We start from the raw sequence: 18,004 nt of genomic DNA, 5'->3' as shown, positions 1-18,004 counted from the left end.
GGGGTGCAGTTCTGGCATCGCGGGTCCTTGTGCCGACGCAAACGAAAACGCCCCCGGGACTTGCGTTCCGAGGGCGTCGTCAAGCCTCGGAGATCGGGGTGGCCGATCTCCGCAGGGCGGTTATCAGGCCGTTGTCAGCTGGACTTCCTTGCCGAACGCGCGCGCCAGCACGTCCATGCGCAGGCATGGCAGCAGTTTGGCGATGGCGACGGAATGCGCGTTCAAGGGAAGTTTCCAGTGGTTGTTGAAACGAGGTGCGCACGATAAACCACGATTTATTCGTGCGCAACCATTTTGTTCAATTATTTTCTTCTTTACCGCGCAATGCCGGCCAGCGGCCGGCACTACCGGACTGTGCAATGCCGGCCAGCGGCCGGCACTACCGGGTCTCAGGCTTCCGTGCTGGCGGCATCCAGCTGCGCGACATCCTGCACGCTCAGCGACACGTTGGCTGCGGCCAGCAGATCGTGCAGCTGCTCGACGCTGGTGGCGCTGACGATCGGCGCGGTGATTGACGGCCGTGCGATCTGCCATGCCAGTGCGATCTGCGCGGCACTGGCGTTGTGCTTGCTGGCCACGTCATCCAGTGCCTGCAGGATGCGCAGGCCACGCGGATTCAGATAGCGCTTCACCACGTTCTCGCCACGCGCCGGGCTCTTGGCCGCATCGGCCGGCGTACGGTATTTGCCGCTGAGGAAGCCACTGGCCAGCGCGTAGTAGCCGATCACGCCGATCTGTTCGCGCTGCACCAGCGGTTCCAGTTCCTTTTCGTAGCCGGCACGGTCATACAGGTTGTACTCCGGCTGCAGGGTTTCGTAGCGTGGCAGTTTGTAGTCGGTGGATACCTTCAGCGCATCGGCCAGGCGCGTGGCGCTGTAGTTGGAGGCACCGATCGCGCGCACCTTGCCGGCTTCGATCAGCCGGCCGAATGCGGCCAGGGTCGCTTCCAGCGGCGTTGACTCGTCATCCTCGTGGGCCTGGTACAGATCGATCACGTCGGTCTGCAGGCGGCGCAGCGAATCTTCCACCGCGGCGTTGATGTTGTCCGGGGTCAGGCCGGGGCGCTCGGCCCACTTGGCCACCTTGGTCGCCAGCACCACCTTGTCGCGCTTGCCGCTGCGGGCAAACCACTTGCCGATCAGCGTTTCCGATTCGCCGCCGGCATTGCCCGGCACCCAGGCCGAATACACATCGGCGGTGTCGACCAGGTTGAAGCCGGCATCGACGAAGGCATCGAGCAGGGCGAAGCTGGCCTTCTCATCGGCGCTCCAGCCGAACACGTTGCCACCGAAGGCGAGCGGACGTACATGCAGGCCGGAACGGCCCAGTTCGCGGGTTGCCGTCATGGGCACGGACTCCTTGGGGGAAGTGCTCCAGAATAAAACGCGTTGTGTGACCGTGCTGCGGCGGTGACCACAAAACAGTGTTCCGCGATGCGCACGCAGCTAACGTTTTGTGAACACCTGGGACGCCGCGGCTGCTAGTCTCGCCGCATCTTCCGCTGGAGTCGCTCCGATGATGCCTGCTTCGTCCCTGCGTGGTTGCCGCCTGCTGCTTGCTTCGGCCCTGCTTGCCGCTGTTCCCGCGTTCGCCGCACCGGCCACGGTGGCACCGGCGAAGATCCAGGTGTCACCGGCCATCGATGCGGCGGTGAAGGCGTCGACCCGTGATGCCAACAACGTCAAGCGCGATGGCTTCCGTCATCCGGCGCAGACGCTGTCGTTCTTCAAGGTGACGCCGGAAAAGACCGTCATCGAGATCACCCCCGGCAATGGCTGGTACTCGGAAATCCTGGCGCCGCTGCTGCAGGACAAGGGCCACTATGTTGCCGCCGTGGTCGACCCGATGGCGGTGCCCGAGGGCCGCGGCCGTGACTACCAGCAGCGCAGCCGCGACAGCCTGGAAAAGAAGTACGCCGGTGCGCCGGCACAGTTCGGCAAGACCGCCGTGGTCGCCTACGATCCGGCCAGGCCGGTGTTCGGCCCGGCCAGTTCAGCCGACGTGGTGCTGACCTTCCGCAACGTGCACAACTGGCGCAAGGCCGGCCAGGCACAGGGCATGTTCCAGGGCTTCTTCAACGTGCTCAAGCCGGGCGGCGTACTGGGCGTGGTCGAGCATCGCGCCAAGGCCGACGTGGCCGACGACGATGACACCGGCTATGTCGGCCAGCAGCAGGTGATTGCGATGGCCGAGGCCGCCGGCTTCAAGCTGGACGCGCGCAGCGAGGTCAATGCCAACCCGCGGGACACCAAGGACCACCCGAACGGCGTGTGGACGCTGCCGCCGACCAACCAGCACGACAAGGCCGATGATGCGAAGTACCAGGCGATCGGCGAAAGCGACCGCATGACCCTGCGCTTCATCAAGCCGTAAGAGGGGGGCCGGTCAGGACGGCCGACATCGTTCCTGCTCGGCTCATCCCGCGTAGCGCGGCGCATGGCTGGTCCCAACCGGCCATGCGCCGGAATTCGATCGTATGCAAGGACATGAATTGTTGAAGAAGGTCTTTTACATCGCTGTCGCGGTGCTGGTGCTGGGGCGGTTGATCGATTTTGTGTTCTACGGTGGTCATGCCCACGATCTGATGGCGACGGTAGGGTTTGCCGTGCTGTTCGCGGGTGCCCTTCTGGAGGAACGTTCGCGCAGGGCCGACCCGCCGGCCGCAGGCCTGCGGCGGCGGGCCAATGTCATCGCCGCGTGCGGCATCGCACTGGTGCTGGGCTCGTTCCTGCTGGAATGGAAGGTTTTCGGCTGAGCCGGCCGTGATCGCGGCGGCAACGCGGGAATGGGACAATGCCCCATCCGCCGCCTGCCGTGCCCGCAATGCTGATCGCCTTCAACAAGCCCTTCAACGTGCTCTGCCAGTTCACCGACCGCAGCGTGCCGCCGCGGCCGACCCTGGCCGGGTTCGGCCTGCCGCCGCGCGTGTATGCCGCCGGTCGCCTGGACCATGACAGCGAAGGCCTGCTGCTGCTGACCGACAACGGTACGCTGGCGCACAAGCTGACCGACCCGAAGCACAAGGCTGACAAGACCTACTGGGTGCAGGTGGAAGGCATGCCCAGCGACGAACAGCTGCAACAGCTGCGCGACGGCGTGGTGCTCAATGACGGGCCGACCCTGCCGGCGAAGATCGAGCGCCTCGATCCGGCGCCGTCGCTGTGGACACGCGATCCGCCGGTGCGCTTCCGCAAGACCGTGCCTGACAGCTGGTTGGCGATCACGATCCGGGAAGGCCGCAACCGGCAGGTGCGGCGGATGACCGCGGCGGTGAACCTGCCGACGCTGCGGCTGGTCCGCGTGTCGATGGGGCCTTACCGGCTGGACGACCTGCAGCCGGGGCAGTGGCTGCAGATCGGTTGATGCAGAAAGGGCCGGATACCTTCCGGTGTCCGGCCCTCATGTAGTGCCTTGGGGTCAGCGCCCTTCCTGTGGAAGGGAACCGACCCCGGCAGGCTCAGGCGTCGCTGCCGATATCGCTGTGCTCGTCCACCACGGTGTCGTTGCGGCGGTCACGTGCGTTGATGCGCTGCGCCTGCCCATTCACCACGTGGCCATTGGCGGCCTTCTTCTTCTGCTGCTTACGGTACAGCGCGTAGCCGAGCAGGCCTACACCGACCGCAGCGGCGGCCACGGCCACTGCCGGATTGCGGCGCACGAACTTGGTTGCGGCCTTGCCGCCGGTCTTCACTGCGCCGATGGCGGCGCCGGTCTTGATCCAGTCCGCATTGCGCAGGCTGCCACCGGCGCTCTTCAGGCCATCGCCGGCGGTGTGGGCCAGCTCCAGGGCGCGCTCCAGAGCGCGGTCGGTGATTACGGTCAGCTTGCTCATGCGGGGGTCCTTTGCCTCGGGTCGAAGTCCAGTGTCGCGTGTTGCCCGTAAACGGTATGTCAGTCGAGGTCACACGTGGCGTGACTTTACCGCAGCCATTCAGGATCAGGCAGGGTCCACAGCCGGCCCCACTGGTCAGGTCCCGCGCGGCTTGGCCCGATGGGTGGCCGTCGCCGTCCACGGGTCATCCGGCCACGGATGGCGCGGGTAGCGGCCCTTCATTTCCTTTTTCACTTCCGCGTAGGTGTTTTCCCAGAAATTGCGCAGGTCCTGGGTGACCTGCAGCGGGCGGCCACCGGGCGAGAGCAGGTGCAGGGTCAGCGGCACGCGGCCATCGGCGATGCGCGGCGTGTCGGCCAGGCCGAACAGTTCCTGCAGTTTCACCGCCAGCACCGGCGGCAGCGGTTCGCCGCTCTCGCTGTTCAGCGCGTAGGTGATCGCCCTCTCCAGCCCGGAGGGCACGGTGATGCGGGTGGGTGCATGGCGTTCGACCAGCTGACGCTGTGACCACTCCAGGGGCGACTTCAGCGCTTCGCCGAAGCTGGACTCGTCCAGCGCATCCAGGCGGCTCTTGCCGGCGAACGCGGGCTGCAGCCATTGCGCACGCGTGGCCAGCAGGGCGTCGTCGCTGCAGTCGGGCAGGCCGAGCTCGGGCATCCAGCGCCGCAGCGATTCCACCCGTGCCTGCCATTGGCGCAGGCCCTCGGTCCACGGCAGCGCCTGCAGGCCGAGTTCGGCCACCGCGTCGGTCAGGGCCTGCGCGGCGTGCTGCGGATCGACCCGCCCGGCTGAGCGGGTGTCGAGCACGATGCGGTCGAAACGGGTCTCGCGCAGTGCCACCAGGGCGCGACGCTCGCTGTCCCAGCGCACTACGTCCTCGGTCACGAAGCGCTCCGGCCAGGCCTTGCGCAGCTGGCCTTCGTCCACCGGTGCGGCACGCAGCAGCAGCGCGTCGCGTGCCTCGAAGCGCAGTTCACTGGCTACCAGCCACGGCTCGCCACGCAGGTCGCTCAGATCGTGCAGGCGTGCACTGCGACCATTGGCCAGCAGGTAGCGCAGCGGATCGCTGGGGTGCTGGACACCGATGCGGTCCGGGAACGCGTGCGCGAGCAGGTCGCCCATTTCGTGCGCTTCGATGCTGGCCGGCGGTGCGGCATCGCAGCGCAGGCGGCGACGCCATTGTTTGGCGGCGGCATCGATCGCGGCCAGGCCGCTGCGGTTGGCATCGCCCGGTGCGCGGCCATTGCGGAATGCCGCCAGCGCACGCCAACGCGCGGCCAGCGCATCACCGCCCTGGCGCAACGGATCGCGCGCCTCCAGCAGGGCGGCCAGATCGGCGGCCAGCGCCTGTGCGCGGGCATCGGGCGCGGCCAGCAGCATCGCCGCCATCCGCGGATGCGTGCCCAGCGCCAGCACACGGCGGCCAAGTGCGGTGATCGCACCGCTGCTGGACAGCGCGCCGAGCCGCTGCAGCAGTTCGCGGGCGGCACCCATCGGGCCGGCCGGTGGCGGATCGAGGAAGCGCAGGTCGCTGCTGCCCCAGGCGGCCAGTTCCAGCGCCAGTCCGGCCAGCTCGACCTGATCGATTTCGGCGCGGCGCTGCGGCTCCAGCCGCTGCGACTGCGGCCACAGCCGCCAGGCCACGCCTTCGGCCACGCGACCGGCGCGACCGGCGCGCTGGTCGGCCGACGCCTGCGCGATGGCCACCACGTCCAGCCGGGTGAAGCCACTGTTGGGGTCGTAGCGCGGTTCGCGCGCCTGGCCGCTGTCGATCACCACGCGCACGCCCGGCAGCGTCACCGAGGACTCGGCCACGTTGGTGGCCAGCACCACACGCCGACGACCATCACTGGCCGCCTGCAGGACCCGCGCCTGCTGCTCCACCGGCAGTTCACCGTGCAGGGCCAGCACTTCAACACCCGCATCCAGCGATTCCTGCAGCCCGGCCTGCACCCGCACGATCTCGCGCTGGCCGGGCAGGAATACCAGCAGGTCACCCGGGTGCTCGGCCAATGCCTGCTGCACCGCGCGGCGAACCTGCAGTTCCAGCGCCTCATCGCGGCGCGCCGGGAAATGGCTGACCGTCACCGGGTAGCTGCGGCCTTCGCTGCTCAGGCGCGGCGCATCGAGGAAGCGGGCAAGTCGCTCGCCATCCAGCGTGGCCGACATCACCACCAGGCGCAGGTCGTCGCGTAGCTGCGCCTGCACGTCCAGCGCCAGCGCCAGGCCCAGATCGCCACTGAGATGGCGCTCGTGGAATTCATCGAACAGGATCGCGCCGACGGTTTCCAGCATCGGGTCGTCCTGCAGCATCCGGGTCAGGATGCCCTCGGTGACCACCTCGATGCGGGTGCGCGCGGATATCTTGTTCTCGAAGCGGATGCGGTAGCCGACCGTGCCACCGACCTCTTCGCCCAGCTGCCGCGCCATGAACAGCGCGGCGCTGCGTGCGGCGACCCGGCGCGGTTCCAGCAGGATGATCTTCCGCCCCTGCAGCCACGGCGCATCGAGCAGCGCCAGTGGCACCTGGGTGGTCTTGCCGGCGCCGGGCGGTGCCTCCAGCACCAGCCGCGGCTGTGCGGCCAGGTGCTGCTGGATCTGTGGCAGCAGCGGGGAGATAGGGAAGAGCGGGGCGTTCATGTGCAAAGGATAAGGGGCCACGGCGGGCGCAGGTACAATGCGCGGGCACTTTTCCCCCGCGATGACCATGCACCTGATCGATATCGGCGCCAACCTGACCCACGACTCCTTCGACCGCGACCGCGATGCCGTGCTGGACCGCGCGCGCCAGGCCGGCGTGGTGCAGATGGTCATCACCGGTGCCAGCCGCGAGCACTCGCCACTGGCCCTGCAGCTGGCGCAGCAGCACCCGGGCTTCCTGTATGCCACCGCCGGCGTGCACCCGCATCATGCGGTGGAGTACACCGAGGAATGCGACGCCGAGATGCGCGCGCTGCATGCCCACCCGGAAGTGGTGGCGGTTGGCGAGTGCGGGCTGGACTACTTCCGTGACTTCTCGCCGCGCCCGGCCCAGCACCGCGCGTTCGAGCGCCAGCTGCAGCTGGCCGCAGACAACGGCAAGCCGCTGTTCCTGCACCAGCGCGACGCGCATGCCGATTTCATGGCACAGATGAAGAACTTCGAGGGCCGTATCGGCCCGGCGGTGGTGCACTGCTTCACTGGTGAGCGTGACGAGCTGTTCGACTACCTGGACCAGGACTGGTACATCGGCATCACCGGCTGGCTGTGCGACGAACGCCGTGGCGCGCACCTGCGCGAGCTGGTGAAGAACATTCCGGCCAACCGCCTGATGATCGAGACCGACGCACCGTACCTGCTGCCGCGCACGCTGAAGCCGATGCCGAAGGACCGCCGCAACGAACCGATGTTCCTCTCGCACGTCGTGGAAGAGCTGGCGCGCGACCGTGGCGAAGACGTGGCGGTGACCGCCGCGAATGCAACTGCCGCGACGCGTGCGTTCTTCCGCCTGCCGGACGCGGGTTGATCAGGTAGTGCCGGCCGCTGGCCGGCAGCAGCATGAACGCCGCAAACATCGCGCGGTTGCCGGCCAGCGGCCGGCACTACCGGAGCAGGTCGCGCAGGCCCTCACGGTAGCTGGGGAAGCGCGGCTCCCAGCCCAGCGCCTCACGCGTGCCGAGACTGTCGATGCGCTTGTTGCTCTCGTAGAAGCGCCGCAGCGTCTGGCTCAGCGCAGGGTCGTCCCAGGCCATGGCAGGTGGCATCGCAAACCCGCCCAGCTGCGCGGCGAAGGCCAGTACCTGCTGCGGCGGTGCCGGCTCGTCGTCGGCCGGCAGATACAGCCCATCCACGCACGGCCGCTGCATCGATGCGATAACGACCGTTGCCAGGTCATCCACGTGCAGGCGGTTGAACACCAACCCTGGACGCACTACGTGGCGCGCACGTCCCTGTGCCAGCTGCAGCAGCGCATTGCGTCCCGGTCCGTACAGTCCGGGCAGGCGGAATACCGCCGAGGCGATACCGCGCTGCTCCGCCAGCGCACGCCACTGGTCCTCGGCGCGCCTGCGTTGCATGCCGGTCGTTTCAGTGGCATCGGCCACGCTGGTTGCGTTGATCCAGCCGCCGGCCCGATCGGCATAGACCGACGTGGATGACAGATAGCCCACCCAGTGAAGTGCTGGACTTTCCTGCAGTGCCGGCAGCAGCAGACGCAGTGCCGGGTCACCCTCGGCATCGGGCGGCACGCTGCACAGCACGGCCTCGGCCTGCGCGATCTCATCGAGCAGGGCGGGAGACGGTGGCGTGTCAGCTCGCAGCTGATGGCACGGCAGGCCATCGTGCGGTGACGACGCCGGGTCGCGCACCGTGCCGGCCACGTGTACGCCCAACGCCCGCAGATGCGTAGCCAGCACGCACCCGCTCCAGCCCATGCCGAGGATCAGCACCCGCGAGGGCAGCTCGCTGGCCTGCAACGTCTGGCTCACGCGCCGCGCAGTGCCTGGTAGGCCTGCAGGCTGCTGTAGGCGACCTGCAGCAGCAGGGCTTCCTGGTCGGCCTTGCGCGCGCGCGCCAGCATGTCGCCGACGATCTGTTCTGCCTCCACCTGCTGGCCGGCTTCCAGATCGCGCAGCATCGAAGCCTTCAGTGCCGAGCCGGCCTGGGTGAGGGTGCCGCGTGCGGTGTCCTGCGCGGCATCGGGAATCGGTTCACCGGCAGCCTCAGCCACGGCCAGGCACTCGTCGTACAGGCCACGCACGATCGCCTCGCCATCATCGGTGGCGACGATGCTGCCGATATCCGCGCGCAGCAGGCAGGTCGCGGCGGCCAGCGCGGTCAGGAACGTGTACTTGATCCATTGCTCCTGGCCGATGTGTTCGCTGGCCAGGTGATCAAGCTGGGCCTGCACGCAGACCGCAGCGAATGCGCGCACACGTTCGGAGATGGAACCACCGTCACGCTCGCCGAAGGTGAGCTTGGCCGGTTTGCCCAGATGCAGCACTGCGCCATCGGGCGCCTTGGTGGCGCTGATGAAGCACAGGCCGCCAAGCACGGCGTCGCGGCCGAAGCGCGCGTCCAGTGCGTTGTAGTGATGCAGGCCGTTGAGGATCGGCAGTACGGTGGTGCCTGCGCCAACAGCCGGGGCAATGGCGTCGATTGAACTGGACAGGTCATAGGCCTTGCAGCTGAGGATGACCAGGTCGAACGGCTTCTGTGCGGCCGATGCGGGCAGCGCGTCGGCGGTGACGTGCTGCACCGGGAAGCTGGCATCGCCGAGCGGGCTGCGGATGACCAGGCCGTCGCGATCCAGCTGGGCGGCGCGTGCGGGGCGCACCAGGAAGGTCACGTCCACGCCAGCCTGAGCCAGGCGACCGCCGAAGTAACCGCCGGTACCGCCGGCGCCGAGGATCAGGATGCGCATTGCACGTTCACCGTTTTCTGGGGAATCAGGAGTGCGATTGTGCCGGAGATTGCGGCCAACGGCGGGGCCCCTCGTGGTGGTTCGCGGAATGCACTGTTCACTGGGGTTGGCCGGGCGGGTAGGCCGCGCAGGGGACGCTGCAAGTACATCCATGTAAGCTCGGTCGCCGCATCCATGCGGCTCACGCCCCTGCGCAACCTACCCGCCCGGCCACGGACATGTTCCGGGTGCGGCCACCACGGAAGACAGATCAAGAGCGGAAGCGGGTCGCTCGCTGCGCTCGCTCGTGTAGAGCGGTGCTCAGGGTAGTTGTTCGCTGAAGTCTTCGGTGTAGCCCAATAGCAGTGTGGTGCGGGTGGCCAGCGTTGCAGCCAGTTGTGCCCACGTGTCGTGCGTTCCGGCCGCGTAGATGCGCTGCAGGTCCGCGACCAACGCGCTCGCCTCTGCAGGCGACGGTGCGCGGTCGCGCTGGAAACCGAGCCACGATGCGCCGAGTCCGAACAGACGGTAGTCGTAGCGCTCCTGCAGATGCCGGATCAGGGCGTGGTTCTGGAAGATGTCCCAGTCCGCGCTGAAGTAACCGTTGGGCAGGGCGGCAATCAGCAGGTCATCGCGGGTCACGGGCACCTGCTGCACGCAGACCGCGTCATCGATGATGAGATCCGGCTTCGCATTGGCAGCGACCAGCGCCTCGATATCCTCCTCGCTGCACATCAACGTACCCGCCAACGCGGTCCACTGCAGCCGATGCGTGGAATGCTCAAGCTGCGCGACGACGTGCGCCAGCAACCGCTCGCGTGCCGCCAACGCATCTTCAGGCGTCGCCGGGTCTTCGTTCTCGTACAGCGCGATGCGCTCGTCGTCGGACGCGTGCATGCTGGTGTAGCGGCACTGGCCGACTTCGTCGAGCGTGCACAGATAACGATGAAGGGGATCAGCCACGTGCAGCGAGGCCAGGCAATCCAGCACCTCATCCAGCATGGGCGAATCGCTCAGCAGGACATGGCTGAACGCATCGATCGGACCATCCGACACGGCCTTGTCCAACGCAATGGAAGTGATCTTCATCGCTACAGCCTAGCCGTAATCCGAAACGAAAAGAGCCAAGCATCGGCCTTACCGTGAACGCTCCATCCACGCATGGCGTGGATCTACCGTGTCGACCAAGGTCGACACCTACCAACAGCGAACGGAAACTGTCAGGGGTGGGGCGGTGTGGGGGTGCAGGACCGTTGGCGCCATGGATGGCGCCATCGAGCCCCCACGGACGGGTTTACGGCGTGTCCTGCACCCCCACACCGCCCTGCCCAACTCGTGATGCTTCCGCCTTGGCTGTTGCTGTTGCCGGCCAGCGGCCGGCACTACCACTGCAGGTGCAGGGCCGCAGGCCCTGCAGGCACGCCTCAGCTGCGCATGCCCACGCCACGGCGCAGCAACCACAGCGCCAGCGCCGTCAGCACCACCACGAATCCGATCATCAGCCCGTAGGCCACCGGCAGCGGCACATCGCTGCTGCCCAGCAGGCCATAGCGGAATGCATTGACCATGTAGAAGATCGGGTTCGCGTGCGTCGCCGCTTCCGCCCAGCCCGGCAGCAGCTTCACCGAATAGAACACGCCACCCAGATAGGTAAGCGGGGTCAGGATGAAGGTCGGCACGATCGCCACGTCATCGAACTTCTTCGCGTACACCGCGTTGATGAAACCGGCCAGCGAGAAGATCGTCGCACCCAGGATCACCGTGGTCAGCATCACCAGCGGGTGCGGGATGCGCACCGGGGTGAAGAACATCGCGATGATCAGCACGATCACGCCCACCATCAGGCCGCGCAGCACGGCACCGGCCACGTAGCCCCACAGGATCACCCAGTTCGGCATCGGGCTGACCAGCAGCTCTTCCACGTGGCGGCCGAACTTGGCGCCGAAGAACGAGGAGCTGATGTTGCCGTAGCTGTTCTGGATCACGCTCATCATCACCAGGCCCGGCACGATGAACTGCATGTAGGTGTAGCCGCCCATGTCCCCCACGCGCGACCCGATCAGGTTGCCGAAGATCAGGAAGTACAGGGTCATGGTGATCGCCGGCGGCACCAGGGTCTGGCCCCAGATGCGCATGATGCGGGCGACTTCGCGGCGCACGATGGTCATCAGTGCGATGCGGTTGCGCTGGCCGTCGGTCAGCTCGGTGGTGCTCATGCAGGCTTCTCCAGGTTGCCGGTGAGGCGCACGAACAGCTCCTCCAGGCGGTTGCTCTTGGTACGCATCGATCGCACGCGGATACCGGACTCGTTGAGCGTGGCAAACACGCGGTTGAGGTCCATTGCGCGCGGCATGTCGATGTCCAGCGTGTGCGGGTCCGGTGCGGTCAGCGTCGCGCCCTCGATCACCGGCAGCTGCGCCGGCAGGTCACCGTCGATGTCCAGCAGGAAGCCTTCCACGTCCAGCTTGGCCAGCAGGGTGCGCATCGGCCCCTGCTCGACGATCTGGCCATGATTGATGATCGCCAGGTGGCGGCACAGGTACTCGGCTTCTTCCAGGTAGTGCGTGGTGAGGATGATCGTGGTGCCGGCGGCGTTGATCTCCTTCAGCACGCGCCACATGTCGCGGCGGATCTCGATGTCCACGCCGGCGGTCGGCTCGTCCAGGATCAGCAGGCGCGGGCGGGTCATCATCGCGCGGGCGATCATCAGCCGGCGCTTCATGCCACCGGACAGCGTACGGCTCATCACCTGTGCCTTTTCCCACAGGTGGGCGCGCTTGAGTTCCTCTTCGGCACGCTGCTCGGCTTCCTCGCGCGGCACGCCATAGAAACCGGCGTAGTTCACCAGGATGTCGAAGGGCTTTTCGAACAGGTTGAAGTTGATTTCCTGCGGCACCAGCCCGATCAGGCGCATGGTGGCGCTGCGGTTGCGCACCAGGTCGCTGCCGAATACTTCCACCTGGCCCTCACTGAGGTTGACCAGGGAGCTGATGATGCCGATCAGGGTGGACTTGCCGGCACCGTTGGGGCCGAGCAGGGCGAAGAAGTCGCCCGGGGCCACTTCCAGGGAAACCCCCTTCAGGGCCTGGGTGCCGTTGTCATAGGTCTTGCGCAGGTCGCGCACGCGCAGGGCGGGCGCCGTATCGTTCTGGGATGCCAAGCTCGAAGCCTTCGCGCCCATGGGCTGGCGCTGGAGAGGGGCGGGGAGGGGCTATTATAGAAGACCCCGAGGGCTTGCCCCGGCTACACACTGTCCCGAAAAGTCGTGCCTGTTCAATTCCCCCTCAAGCTGGTCGGCTGCCGCATGCTGGCCCCGACCGTCGGCCACTACCAGTTCGTGCGTGACGATGGACAGCCGCTGGATTTCCAGCCCGGCCAGTTCATCCAGGTCCATTTCAGCTACGCCGACGGCACCGAAACCAAGCGCAGCTACTCGCTGGCGACCATCCACGACCACGCGCTGGGCCCGGGCGAGGCGGTGGATATCGCGGTCAGTTTCGTACCCGGCGGCGCCGCCACGGCCCTGTTCGAGGCGCTGGAGCAGGGCGGCCAGATCTGTGCGTCCGGCCCCTATGGCCGGTTCTGCCTGAATCCCGGTGATCACAACGCCCGCTACCTTCTGATCGCCACCGGTACTGGCGTTACCCCGTACCGCTCGATGCTGCCGCTGCTGGAAACGGCCATGGCCGAGCGCGGCGTGCAGATCGTGCTGCTGCAGGGCGCGCGCAGCCCGGGCGAGCTGCTGTACAGCGAAGATTTCTACAGCTTCGCCGAAAAACACCCGAACTTCCGCTATGTTCCATGCCTGTCGCGCGAACTGCCGGCTGATCCGCACCCGGACGTGCAGCACGGCTACGTCCAGCAGGCGCTGTCCGGCTTCACCCCGGACCCGGCCACTGACATCGCCTATCTGTGCGGCAACCCGGACATGGTCGATGCCTGTGCCGAACTGCTGAAGGCCGCTGGCCTGGGCAACCCGCAGATCCGCCGCGAGAAGTACGTCAGCAGCAAGTAAGCCTGCGTAGTGCCGGCCGCTGGCCGGCAACCGCGTGGACCCTGGTAGTGCCGGCCGCTGGCCGGCAACCCCATGAAACGGAGGCGGCATCACGCCGCCCCCGGTGTCCAGCCTCAGTACGCGATCCAGGCGTCGCGCCACGCATAGCCGGTGCCCGGACGATAGGCATCGGCATTGATGTTGCACCAGGCGCCTTCCGGGAACGGGCGGCAGGCATACAGCTTGCCGTCAGTGCCCTTCACCACGGTCTCGCCCGGCTTGTAGTTGCCGAGGCCGGCCGGGTACACGAAGTCGAAGTCGCCGCCCGGCGGATCGACCGGATCGATCGGGCCCGGCCCCGGCACCTGGGTTTCCAGCTGGAAGCGGTTGCCCGGCTTCAGGTACACGCGGTTGTCGGTGGCCGAGGCGACCGGCGTGATCACGCCGTTCTTCATCACGCCCACGCGCGCATGCTGTGCACTGGCATTGACCTTGCGGGCCAGGGCCAGCGGCCACTGCGTCGGGCTGGTCTGGCCAGCGGCCAGCTTGGTTTCCACGCGCTCCAGATCGTTGCCGTTGGCATTGAACACACGCAGGGTCACGGTGCTGTCCACGTCCAGTGCGCCATTGGCGGTCACCGCGCCGGCATCCTGCCACTGCGGCGGCGGAACCACGCCACCGCCACCTTCGAAGCGCACGTCCATGCAGGTGTAGAAGGCTTCCTGCGAATCCGAGCGCTGCCAGGTGTTGTAGATGATGTGCTGGCCAGTGCGCTTGGGCAGCGGGCAGTCCAGCTTGTAGACACCGCCTTCGGACAGCGGCACGTTGCCCAGGGTGCAGAATTCCTGCAGGTCGGCCCAGCGCAGCGGGCTGCCCGGCTGCCAACCGTCACGGGTGACGTAGAACTTCCACTCGCGGGTGGCGTGCGGCGCCGGCGCCAGGAATTCGAAGGTGTAGCGGCCACGCGAATCGGCGCGCATCGGCGTGGTCGGCCAGTCGCTGCGGTTCAGATCGAGGCCGCGGTACTTGGGGATGCTGGCACTGCACAGTTCGCCGTCACGCACCAGGTCGCGGTGGTTGCCATTGGCGTTGCCGTGGGCGATCGCGCTCCAGTCATAGAACGGCTGCGCGCCACCGATGGCCTTGGCCGCGGCACAGGCCGGGTTGGTCGGGTTCTCCGGATTGCCCTCGTGGCACTGCTTCACGCGGCTGAGCGGCTTGGTCATGGTGCCGTGGGCGAAGGCGCTGCCGGACAGGGCCAGGCCGGCAACAACGGACAGAGCGAGGACTGCCCGATGGGACAGGTGCATGCAGGAACTCCTTTGCGAAGTGTGGGGAAACCTCGCGTAGTCTTCACATGCAGGCTGGCTGGCAACATCGGACAAGTTTGAAATCGATGGGCGCCGCGATCACTCCGCAACAGGATGCTCACTGTGCCGCTGTCCTGGCAGAAGGCGGTGCATGCTGCACCGCCTCCTGCATCACGACCTCAGTATGCGATCCACGCGTCGCGCCAGGCCGCGCCGACACCCGGCCGGTACGCCTCGGCGTTGACGTTGCACCATGCACCCTCCGGGAACGGGCGGCAGGCATACAGCTTGCCGTCGCTGCTCTTCACCACGGTCTGGCCCGGCACGTAGCTGCCGATACCGGCGGGATACACGTGGTCAAAATCACCGCCCGGTGATGGCGTACCCGGGTCCGGCACCTGGGTATCGAGCTGGAAGCGGTTGCCATCCTTCAGGTACACGCGGTTGGCGGTGGCCGAGGCCGTCGGTGTGATCACGCCATTGCTGAGCACGCCGACGCGCGCATGCTGGGCACTGGCATTGACCTTGCGGGCCAGCGCCAACGGCCATTGCGCGGCCGCGGTCTGGCCGCTGGCCAGGATCGCTTCCACGCGTTCGACATCATTGCCGTTGGCATTGAACACGCGCAACGCCAGGGTGGTGCCGACCGGCAGCTCGCCGCGCGCGGTGACCGGGCCGGCATCCTGCCACTGCGCTGCGGGCGGGGTGCTGCCACCGCCTCCTTCAAAGCGCACGTCCATGCAGGTGTAGAACGCTTCGGTCGAATCCGAGCGCTGCCAGGTGTTGTAGATCACATGCTGGCCGCTGCGCTGTGGCAGCGTGCACTGCAGCTTGTAGGTGCCATCGGCCGACAGCGGCGTGTTGCCCAGCGTGCAGAACTCCTGCAGATCGGCCCAGCGCAGCGGGCTGCCCGGTTGCCAGCCGTCGCGGGTGACGAAGAAGCGCCAGTCACGCGTGGCGTGCGGCGCGGTCGCCTTGAACACGAAGGTGAACTTGCCGCTGGCGTCTGGCTGGATCGGTGTGGTCTGCCAGTCGCTGCGGTTCACATCCAGCCCGCGGAAGGTCGGGTTGTTGCCGCTGCACAGCTTGCCATCGGGCACTACGGCCTGGTGGTTGCCGTTGGCGTTGGCCTGATTGATGCCGTTCCAGTCGTAGAACGCCTGCGAACCACCGACGGCCTTGGCGGCAGCACAGGCCGGGTTGGTCGGGTTCTCGGGGTTGCCCTGGAAACAGGCATAGACGCGGCTGACCGGCGTGGTCATGGTGCCGTGGGCGAATGCGTTGCCGGCCAGGCACAGGCCCGCAGCGGCGAACGAGGTGGCCAGCAACAGCGGTGTGGATCGGAATGACATGGCGCTTCCTTGTGGTCGTCGATAGAGAACGGTGACCGCAGGAGCTGCGCTGCACGGCGGACTTTCGGCGGCACCACGGCGAGTATCGAGTCGCGATGCAGGGTGCGGAACCACCGAAGCGCCGATCCGTGACTGGGGGTGTGAAGCCCTTCCCGCCGGCTTCACGCGGGACTGAACGGATGCGCTGGTGATCACGTGTTCGGCGTGGCATCGATCACGTCGTGGAGATCCTGCTACGTCGACGCCATACCCACCCGATCCGCCTGGCATGAGAAGCAACCGTGGACCGCGTTGTGCAGCTGCACGAAGGCCACGGCAGGGTCGGCAAACAGCGCGTCCAGCCGGGCGGCGACATCAGTGCCCGCGCTGATCTCTGCGGCCAGCATCAATGCAGCCTGGTCATAGGCGCGCAACGAGATCGTACGGCGCTGTACATAGGCGGGTACCTCGCCCGGCGGCAGCACGCAGCGCGATACGCCACGCTGCACGAAGATCGGGCCCGAGGCGTGATAGGGCGAGTGCAGCGGCAGGTGCACATGGGACAACAGCAGCAGCTCGCTGCCGCTGGGCGGATCGCTCAGGCCGATCCGGCAGGGGTGTCCTCCTGTTTCGCCGGCCCAGCGACGCTGGATGCCGAGCGCAGCCAGCGCGGTGTCACTCTTCTCGAACAGGTGCTGGAAGGGGCGGTGGTCGAGGCCACCGAGGTACCACGCATGCATGGGCGTCTCCTTGGTTTTCCCCGGATTCTGCGCACGCACCGGCCGTCATGCTCGCCGTTTTCAGACCGGGCATCGCCATCGGGCCAGGCCGTGCCACGGGGATCGCACCGCAAGGCGCTAAGATGCGCGCGCCGCCCCGGCCGACGAGCGCCGCATGTCCCTGGATTTCCCCACCCTCACCGTGCTTGGCTTCCTGCTCTGCATCGGCATCGCCGTGGGGTTCTCATTGCTGCTTGTGGTGCTGCGCGGGCAACCGGTGCTGCGCCTGTGGACCGCCAGCCTGTGGCTGCTGACCCTGGGCGTGACCCTGCTTGCGCTGCGCCCCTACCTGCCGTTGGTGCCGGTCATACTGGCCGGGAATGCGGCGATGGCCGGTTGCGCGGTGCTGATGCTGCGCGGCGTGGCGCTGCATCTGGAACAGCCGCTGCCGCTGTGGCGGCCGTTGTTGATGGCAGCCGCGTTCATGGCCTGCATTTTCGCCTTCCTGGTGCTCTGGCCGGACCTGGGCGTGCGCCTGCAGGTGTTCAGTGTGTTCACGCTGCTGGTCGATGGCTGGATCGCATGGCTGCTGCTGCGGCATGCCCCCGTGCAGCAGCGCACCAGCTGCCGTCTGGCGGCGGCGGTGTTCCTGGCCGAGGCGGCACTGTACGCGGTGCGCCTGTTCCTGCCGGTGGCGCCCGATGCCGGTGAGGACATCATGCGCACCGGCACGCCGATGTTCGTCACCTACATTGCCGGGGTGATGCTGGAGCTGGCGCGATGTTTCGCGATGGTGCTGCTGCTGGTCGAGCGCATGCTGGTCGATCTGCGGCGTGCGGCACGCACCGATGGCCTGACCGGGCTGCTCAACCGCAGCGCGGTGCTGGCCGATGGCCAGGCGCAGTTGCAGCGGCTGCGTCGGCAGGGCCGGCCGCTGGCCCTGTTGCTGGTCGACGTCGATCACTTCAAGCAGATCAACGACCGCTGGGGCCACCTGGCCGGTGACCAGGTACTGCGTCACTTCGCTGCGCTGCTGCAGCATGGTTTGCAGGGCCACGACACGCTGCTGGGCCGCTACGGTGGCGAGGAGTTCGTGCTGGTGCTGGCCGGCAGCACACAGGGTGAAGCGATGGCGTGGGCCGCCGCGATCCGTACCGATCTGCAGCAGAAGCCGGCGCGGCTGGGCACCGGGCCGGTGACGGTCACCGCCAGCATCGGCCTGGCCATGGACGACGGCCATGGCGACCTGTCCACGCTGCTGGCAGCGGCGGATGTGGCGCTGTACCGGGCCAAGGCCGCAGGCCGCGACCGCCTGGCCTGCGCCACGCCGGCGGAGATTTCGCGTCTGCCCATCGCCGACGACGCCGTGCCCGTGTAAGTTGAGTCACATCTTCCGCGGCAGCCCGTCGTGGTCGACAGGAACGTCCTCCAGGGGAAA

At 67.3% G+C, this 18,004-nt stretch carries 17 protein-coding genes; 6 read left to right on the top strand and 11 right to left on the bottom strand.

Translation table 11 applies throughout. From position 1 onward, the window contains the following. Nucleotides 1-389: 389 nt before the first annotated feature. Nucleotides 390-1,346, bottom strand: a complete 957-nt coding sequence (locus tag ACZLHH_RS22740; protein WP_049424161.1) for an aldo/keto reductase — start codon at nucleotides 1,344-1,346, stop codon at nucleotides 390-392. A 169-nt stretch (nucleotides 1,347-1,515) separates the two neighbouring features. Here ACZLHH_RS22740 and ACZLHH_RS22735 point away from each other — a divergent pair, with 169 nt between their 5' ends. From ACZLHH_RS22735 to ACZLHH_RS22725, 3 genes are all read left to right on the top strand, one after another. Continuing rightward, nucleotides 1,516-2,373 carry a class I SAM-dependent methyltransferase gene (locus ACZLHH_RS22735; RefSeq protein ID WP_180844661.1) on the top strand — a complete coding sequence of 286 codons (858 nt, stop codon included), beginning with the start codon at nucleotides 1,516-1,518 and terminating at the stop codon, nucleotides 2,371-2,373. A 118-nt stretch (nucleotides 2,374-2,491) separates the two neighbouring features. Next, on the top strand, nucleotides 2,492-2,755 hold the full coding sequence (locus tag ACZLHH_RS22730; RefSeq protein WP_223276875.1) for a hypothetical protein: 264 nt from the start codon (nucleotides 2,492-2,494) through the stop codon (nucleotides 2,753-2,755). Nucleotides 2,756-2,823: 68 nt separating this feature from the next. Next, nucleotides 2,824-3,363 (top strand): pseudouridine synthase, encoded by a 540-nt coding sequence (locus tag ACZLHH_RS22725; RefSeq protein WP_049398657.1) that lies wholly within the window; start codon nucleotides 2,824-2,826, stop codon nucleotides 3,361-3,363. A 94-nt stretch (nucleotides 3,364-3,457) separates the two neighbouring features. On the opposite strand, the gene ACZLHH_RS22720 is transcribed toward ACZLHH_RS22725, so the two are convergent. Together ACZLHH_RS22720 and hrpB are read right to left on the bottom strand one after the other, a co-directional pair. Continuing rightward, nucleotides 3,458-3,832, bottom strand: coding sequence for a hypothetical protein (locus ACZLHH_RS22720; RefSeq protein WP_019336760.1), 375 nt, complete (start codon nucleotides 3,830-3,832; stop codon nucleotides 3,458-3,460). Between the two features lie 135 nt (nucleotides 3,833-3,967). Next, nucleotides 3,968-6,472, bottom strand: a complete 2,505-nt coding sequence (hrpB, locus tag ACZLHH_RS22715; protein ID WP_180844660.1) for an ATP-dependent helicase HrpB — start codon at nucleotides 6,470-6,472, stop codon at nucleotides 3,968-3,970. Between the two features lie 67 nt (nucleotides 6,473-6,539). On the opposite strand from hrpB, the gene ACZLHH_RS22710 reads away from it, so the two are divergent. Then, nucleotides 6,540-7,337, top strand: coding sequence for a TatD family hydrolase (locus ACZLHH_RS22710; RefSeq protein ID WP_180844659.1), 798 nt, complete (start codon nucleotides 6,540-6,542; stop codon nucleotides 7,335-7,337). A gap of 76 nt (nucleotides 7,338-7,413) precedes the next feature. On the opposite strand, the gene ACZLHH_RS22705 is transcribed toward ACZLHH_RS22710, so the two are convergent. The 5 genes from ACZLHH_RS22705 to ACZLHH_RS22685 form a co-directional block, all read right to left on the bottom strand. Further along, the gene (locus tag ACZLHH_RS22705; RefSeq protein ID WP_343205602.1) at nucleotides 7,414-8,298 is read right to left on the bottom strand and encodes a Rossmann-fold NAD(P)-binding domain-containing protein; all 885 of its coding nucleotides are present in this window, start codon (nucleotides 8,296-8,298) and stop codon (nucleotides 7,414-7,416) included. Continuing rightward, nucleotides 8,295-9,233: a 2-dehydropantoate 2-reductase gene (panE, locus tag ACZLHH_RS22700; RefSeq protein WP_180844658.1), complete on the bottom strand. Its 939-nt coding sequence runs from the start codon at nucleotides 9,231-9,233 to the stop codon at nucleotides 8,295-8,297. The genes ACZLHH_RS22705 and panE overlap by 4 nt, the downstream gene beginning before the upstream one ends. 300 nt (nucleotides 9,234-9,533) lie before the next feature. Further along, nucleotides 9,534-10,301 carry a hypothetical protein gene (locus ACZLHH_RS22695; RefSeq protein ID WP_180844657.1) on the bottom strand — a complete coding sequence of 256 codons (768 nt, stop codon included), beginning with the start codon at nucleotides 10,299-10,301 and terminating at the stop codon, nucleotides 9,534-9,536. Between the two features lie 335 nt (nucleotides 10,302-10,636). Beyond that, a complete protein-coding gene (locus ACZLHH_RS22690) occupies nucleotides 10,637-11,428 on the bottom strand; it encodes an ABC transporter permease (RefSeq protein ID WP_005411568.1) in 792 nt (263 codons plus the stop codon). Next, entirely contained in the window at nucleotides 11,425-12,393 is a 969-nt protein-coding gene (locus ACZLHH_RS22685) for an ABC transporter ATP-binding protein (protein ID WP_049400895.1), read from the bottom strand. The genes ACZLHH_RS22690 and ACZLHH_RS22685 overlap by 4 nt, the downstream gene beginning before the upstream one ends. An 84-nt stretch (nucleotides 12,394-12,477) precedes the next feature. Between ACZLHH_RS22685 and ACZLHH_RS22680 the strand changes: the two genes are divergently transcribed. Then, nucleotides 12,478-13,227, top strand: coding sequence for a ferredoxin--NADP reductase (locus ACZLHH_RS22680; protein ID WP_197610696.1), 750 nt, complete (start codon nucleotides 12,478-12,480; stop codon nucleotides 13,225-13,227). 113 nt (nucleotides 13,228-13,340) lie between these two features. Here ACZLHH_RS22680 and ACZLHH_RS22675 read toward each other — a convergent pair whose 3' ends face one another. The 3 genes from ACZLHH_RS22675 to ACZLHH_RS22665 all read right to left on the bottom strand — a co-directional run bounded on the left by ACZLHH_RS22675 (nucleotide 13,341) and on the right by ACZLHH_RS22665 (nucleotide 16,587). Next, nucleotides 13,341-14,516 carry a lytic polysaccharide monooxygenase gene (locus ACZLHH_RS22675; RefSeq protein WP_180844654.1) on the bottom strand — a complete coding sequence of 392 codons (1,176 nt, stop codon included), beginning with the start codon at nucleotides 14,514-14,516 and terminating at the stop codon, nucleotides 13,341-13,343. 179 nt (nucleotides 14,517-14,695) lie between these two features. Then, entirely contained in the window at nucleotides 14,696-15,868 is a 1,173-nt protein-coding gene (locus tag ACZLHH_RS22670; protein WP_180844653.1) for a lytic polysaccharide monooxygenase, read from the bottom strand. Between the two features lie 233 nt (nucleotides 15,869-16,101). Further along, nucleotides 16,102-16,587, bottom strand: a complete 486-nt coding sequence (locus ACZLHH_RS22665; protein WP_180844652.1) for a DUF1203 domain-containing protein — start codon at nucleotides 16,585-16,587, stop codon at nucleotides 16,102-16,104. Nucleotides 16,588-16,741: 154 nt separating this feature from the next. Here ACZLHH_RS22665 and ACZLHH_RS22660 point away from each other — a divergent pair, with 154 nt between their 5' ends. Further along, nucleotides 16,742-17,944 carry a GGDEF domain-containing protein gene (locus tag ACZLHH_RS22660; RefSeq protein WP_180844651.1) on the top strand — a complete coding sequence of 401 codons (1,203 nt, stop codon included), beginning with the start codon at nucleotides 16,742-16,744 and terminating at the stop codon, nucleotides 17,942-17,944. Nucleotides 17,945-18,004: the final 60 nt, after the last annotated feature.

Source organism: Stenotrophomonas sp. 28608_Sma, assembly GCF_056486185.1.
The sequence above is the reverse complement of the archived record's forward strand: the minus strand, read 5'-3'. Positions and strand labels throughout refer to the sequence as shown.